3 protein-coding genes are annotated in these 5,050 nt (G+C 69.3%); 2 read left to right on the plus strand and 1 reads right to left on the minus strand.

The genetic code is table 11. The features are described 5' to 3' along the window. A partial coding sequence (locus ACXJKR_RS24030) for a TonB-dependent receptor domain-containing protein (protein WP_457324952.1) occupies positions 1 to 2,046 on the minus strand: 2,046 nt, incomplete at its 3' end. Between the two features lie 202 nt (positions 2,047 to 2,248). On the opposite strand from ACXJKR_RS24030, the gene ACXJKR_RS24035 reads away from it, so the two are divergent. Beyond that, positions 2,249 to 3,181 (plus strand): ornithine cyclodeaminase family protein, encoded by a 933-nt coding sequence (locus tag ACXJKR_RS24035; RefSeq protein WP_457324953.1) that lies wholly within the window; start codon positions 2,249 to 2,251, stop codon positions 3,179 to 3,181. 256 nt (positions 3,182 to 3,437) lie between these two features. Further along, a complete protein-coding gene (gene dacB / locus ACXJKR_RS24040) occupies positions 3,438 to 4,853 on the plus strand; it encodes a D-alanyl-D-alanine carboxypeptidase/D-alanyl-D-alanine endopeptidase (RefSeq protein WP_457324954.1) in 1,416 nt (471 codons plus the stop codon). The last annotated feature ends 197 nt before the right edge of the window (positions 4,854 to 5,050 follow it).

Here is a 5,050-nt window from a genome sequence, read left to right on the forward strand (position 1 = left end):
GACGAAGGTGCTCTCCGTGATCGGGTCGAACATCTGCTTGAAGGTCGGCACGCGGAAGCCCGTGCTGTAGGCGCCGCGGAACAGCAGCTGCTCGGTCGGGTTGTACCGCAGCGAGACCTTGGGGTTGGTCGTCGAGCCGAAGCCGGTGTAGTCGTCGCGACGGATGGCGCCGGTGATCTCCATGTCCTTCATGACTGGCACGGCCACCTCGGCGAACACTGCCTTGATGGTGCGCTTGAGGGTGCCGGCCGTGGCCAGTGCGTTGTCGAAGGGCACGTTGAAGATCTGTGCGGCGACGGTGTTGGCATTGGAGCGCTGGTCGCCGTCGAACTTGTACTTTTCGGTGCGCGAGTCGACACCCAATGCAGCCATCACCGTGCCGCCGGGCAGCTTGAATACCGGGCCCGACACGGTCGCGTCGGCCTGCTCCATCGTGAATTTGCCGCCGTACAGCGTCACGCCCTCGGCTGTGATGGCGTCCAGCGCCTTCAGGGCCTCGGGCGTCTGCGTCAGCGAGAAGGGATTGAGCACGCCGGTGTTGATCAGGTCGGCGAAGGGCTGCCAGTAGTGATAGCCCTTGCCGACCGTGGAGCTGCCTTTGCTCTCGGCGCGCGAGAAACCGACGCGGTAGTCCCAATCGGTGAGGAAAGGCAAGGCACCGTCCGCGCCGACCAGGAAGCGCGCGGTGTCGGCCGTGGTGTCGATCTCGCGGTTGCCGCAGGGCATGCAGCGCCAGCGGAAGGCCATCGGCAGGCCGCGGTTGGCCTCCAGCGCCGGGAATGACTTGACCAGTGCGTTGAACACGTCGTTGTAGCCTGCGCCGGTGCTGGGGTAGCGCAGGTTGCGGAAGGGGCTGGGGTAAACAGTGCCGGCCAGATTGATGGTGGCGGTGCCCGAGCCGCTGGTGATCTGGTTGGGCGAGAAGCTCTTGGTGGACTCGGCCCGGCCCAGCACGGCCTCGCCGAACACGCGGTGGTCGCCCAGCTTGAAGGTCAGGCGGCTGACGAGGTTGGTGTTCTTGATCGGCTGCTGGATGACGGCGGCACGGCCGGTGTCCCAGGCGCAGCCGTACTTGGACGCCGCGGTGGCCCAGAGCGTCTCCTGGTAAGGGCTCATGCCATCCACCGACGAGCAGCCGGCGCCGCCGGGCAGGTCGAGGATATTGATGCCGTTGACGCGCAGCGCCGGGTTGGCGAAGTCGAACGGCCCGGCGGTGTTGTTGCCACCCTGGCTGAGCACGTTGCCCAGCGCAGCGCCGGTTGGCGTGGTGCCGGCCACAGCGAACAGCGTCGCAATCGGCGTGCCGCGCGTGTCGGGCGACAGGCCGCGATCGGGCTGGTAGGTGTTGACGAAGTCGCGCTGGTCGCCGCGCAGCACCTTGTTGTCGCGCACCGACAGCGAGGCCAGGAAGTTGAAGCCGTCGGTATCCAGGTTGCCGTAGCCGGCCGTCACCGAGGCGCCGTAGATCTCGCCGCCCTTTTGCTGCGGCACGTCGGCCAGCGCGTTGATCGTCACGCCGCTGTAGTTCTGGCGCAGGATGAAGTTGATGACGCCACCGATGGCGTCGGTACCGTAGATGGCCGAGGCGCCGTCCTTGAGGATCTCGACGCGGTCGATGGCGGCGAAAGGAATCTGGTTCAGGTCGACCGTGCCGCCGTTCAAGCCGTGGGCCGCCACGCGGCGGCCGTTCAGCAGGATCAGCGTCGCATTGCTGCCCTGGCCGCGCAGGTTGGCGCTGGAGGCGCCGTTGTTGCCGCGCGCGGCGCCATCCACCACGTCGGCATTGCCGGCCAGGTTGTCCAGGCCGTTGCCGTTGATGTTGAGCTGCATGATCATCTGCTCGGCCGACGCGATGCCGGCCCGCTCCAGCTCACGCCGGCTGATCACCTGGATGGGCAGGGCGCCCTCATCCTTGATCCGCTTGATGCTGGAACCCGTCACCTCGACGCGCTCCAGTCGCGCGCTGTCGTTCTGCGCCAGGGCAGCGCCGGTATGGCCGGCGAGGCCGACGATGGCGAGCTGGGTTGCCAGACGATTCAACTTCATCTCAAGGACTCCTGCATGTGATTCGATTGCCGCCGATGTTCGCTGGCGCGCGGGGGAGCGCCCAGGGGGCCGCACCCCAGGTGTTGCGCGCTGTTCAATGAATGCTTGTGCGCTGCACATAACCTGCGGGAATGCGTGCTGATGTGAAAGCACGCGCACGGTGCGCGGCGGCCCTCATACAGTGCCGGCGGAGGTTTTCTTCATGCGATTGATCACTGAGGCCGATGTCGCGGCCGTACTCGACCCGGACAGCGCCGTGGCCGCCCTGCGTGCCGCCTTTGCCCAGCACGGCCGCGGCCAGGCGCAGGTGCTGGCCCGCCACCGTGCCACTGCCACGCAGGGCGGCGCCGCGCTCGCGATCAGCGCGATGGGGGCCATCCTCGACGCCGACGGTGAGTTGCCGGCGGTGCTCGGCACCAAGGTCTATTCGGCGCGCAACGGCAAGTACCACTTCCTCGTCAGCCTATTCTCGGCCGAGACCGGCGAGGCGATTGCGACGCTGGAGGCCAACGAGTTCACGCGGCTGCGCACGGCCGCGGCCAGCGCCGTGGCGGCGGACCTGCTGGCGCTGCCAGAGGTCAAGACGCTGGCCGTCTTCGGCGCCGGCATCCAGGCGCGAGCCCATGTCGAGGCGCTGACACGGGTGCGGCGCTTCGAGCGCGTGCTGGTCTGCGCGCGCAGTGGCGGCGAGGCCTTCGCAGGCGAGATCGAGGCACAGATTGGCTTTCCGGCCCGGGTCGTGGATGCCGCCACGGCCGCTGCCGAGGCCGATGTCATTGCGACGGCCACGCGCTCGGCCGTGCCGCTGTTCGACGGCGCTCTCGTCAAGCAAGGCGCCTTCATCGCTGCCGTGGGTTCTAGCACGAAGACGGCGCGCGAGCTGGACGACGCGTTGCTGGCCCGTGCGGCCCTGGTCGTCGTTGAATGGCGCACCGCCGCCGAGCTGGAAGCCGGCGACATCGTGCAGGCCGTGCCGGGCGTCATCGCGCCCGAGCGGCTCGTTGAGCTGGGCGAACTGATCGTCAGCCCGCGTCCGCGCGAGGCGCAGGACATCGTCGTCTACAAGAGCGTCGGCATCGGCCTGGAGGACGTGGCCCTGGCTCGCCTCGTCGCCCACCGCCTGGGAGCCTGTTGAAGTGAAACGAGCCCCTCGCCCGGTCTTGCGCCGGCTGAACGCCGGCAATCCCGGTCGGTCTTGCAGACCGCGCAGCCGCCGGAGCGGCTGCTCTTCGGCAGGCTCAACAAGTCCACAGGACTTGCCGTGTCCGGCCTCAGCCCCCGCGGGGACGGCGATGCTCGCGGCATCGAGCCGCAAGCACATCGCCAACGCGGGCCGGCTTGGGAGCGGCCCGGCGCTCGGCCCGCAATGCGCAGGTTTCCTGCGATGGCTGATGCGGATCTCTTTGCCGGTTGCAGTGGTGCTGCTGACCGGCTGCGCGACGACCTCGGTGCCCGACCCCGTACAGGCCGCGCTGGCCAAGGCCGGCCTGCCGGCGGAAAGCCTCGGCTTTGTGCTGCAACCGCTGGACGGCTCTCGGCCGGCCTTGAGCCAACGCGCCGACGCGGCGATGGCGCCGGCCTCGACGATGAAGCTGGTGACGGCGACCGTCGCCATGGACAAGCTCGGCATCAACCACCGCGGCCGCACCGAGCTGCTGGCAGGTTCGGTTCCTGTCGGAGGGACCATTGACGGCCCGTTGATCCTGCGAGGAGGCGCCGATCCCGACCTTGACTGGCCGGCGTTGTGGTGGCTGCTGCGCCAGCTGCGCGAAAGCGGCGTGCGTGAGATCCGCGGCGGCCTCGTCATCGACCGCACGCTGTTCAAACCGACCCGCTTCGACGTCGGCCTGCCGCCCTTCGACGATGCACCCGAGTTCGACTACAACGTCATCCCCGACGCCTTGCATCTCAACGGCAGCCTGCTCGACTTCGAACTGCAGGCCACGGCCACCGGCGTCACGGCGCGCGCCCTGCCGGCCCTGCCAGGGCTGGGCGTGGACGCGAGCCCGATGACACTGTCTGCAAGGCCGTGCAAGGACTGGGACGAGGACTGGAAGCCCGCTCTCGTCCAGCCCGCCGGCGAGGGCTGGGCGCTGAAGCTGCAGGGCGCCTTCCCGGCCGGTTGCCACCAGCGCGCGCCGCTGCAGATCGTCGACCGGCAGTGGCTGGCCACACGGGCCGTGCGCCAGTTCTGGGCCGAGCTGGGCGGCACGATGGGGCCGGGCGATGCGGAAGGCGCCGCGCCGGCCGGTGCCGTCGTGCTGGCCACGCACCGCGGCCGGCCGCTGGCCGAGATGCTGCGCGGCGTCATGAAGCGCAGCGACAACGCGGCAACAAGGCTCATCTACCTGCAGCTCGGCGCTCAGGCGGCGCAACCCGGCGAGCCGACGCTGGCGGCGTCCGAGCGCGTCGTGCGCGACTGGCTTGCGGGCCATGGCGTCGACACGGCAGCGCTGGTGCTGGACAACGGCTCGGGCCTGTCGCGCGGCGAGCGGGTCAGCCCGGCCCTGCTGGCCGGCGTGCTGCGCGCGGGCCAGCGGGGTGCCCAGGCGCCGGAACTGCTCGGCACCCTGCCCATCGCCGGTGTCGACGGCACGCTGTCACGCCGTCTGAAGGACGGCCCCGCCGCTGGGCAAGCGCGCCTCAAGACCGGCACGCTGCGCGATGCCGTCGGCCTTGCCGGCTTCGTGCCGGATGCGTCGGGCAAGCCCTGGGTCTTCGTCGCGCTGCTCAACCATCCCGAGGCTGCGGCCAAGGGGCGGCCGGTGCTGGATGCGCTGGTGGAGTGGGTGGCAGGGCAGCGCTGAAGGCTTGATCCCGAGCGGCGTCAGGCGGCGGCGTTTGTTGGCCGACTGACCGCRCTGCAACACGACCCGTCGACATCACGCCTGATCGTGTGTGTCAATCGCCTTGCCGAACCCCTAGTTGGAAAGTTGCTTAAGCCGCAGCGTCACCTATGTTTTCTGCTCGGCGCCCGGTTAGGTATCGGGCGCCATGCCAAGGC

This window comes from Roseateles sp. P5_E11, from assembly GCF_054049355.1.

Coding starts and splice junctions, on each gene's coding strand:
- ACXJKR_RS24035 (WP_457324953.1), top strand. CDS start 2,249: ATGCGATTGATCACTGAGGCCGATGTCGCGGCCGTACTCGACCCGGAC.
- dacB (WP_457324954.1), top strand. CDS start 3,438: ATGCGGATCTCTTTGCCGGTTGCAGTGGTGCTGCTGACCGGCTGCGCG.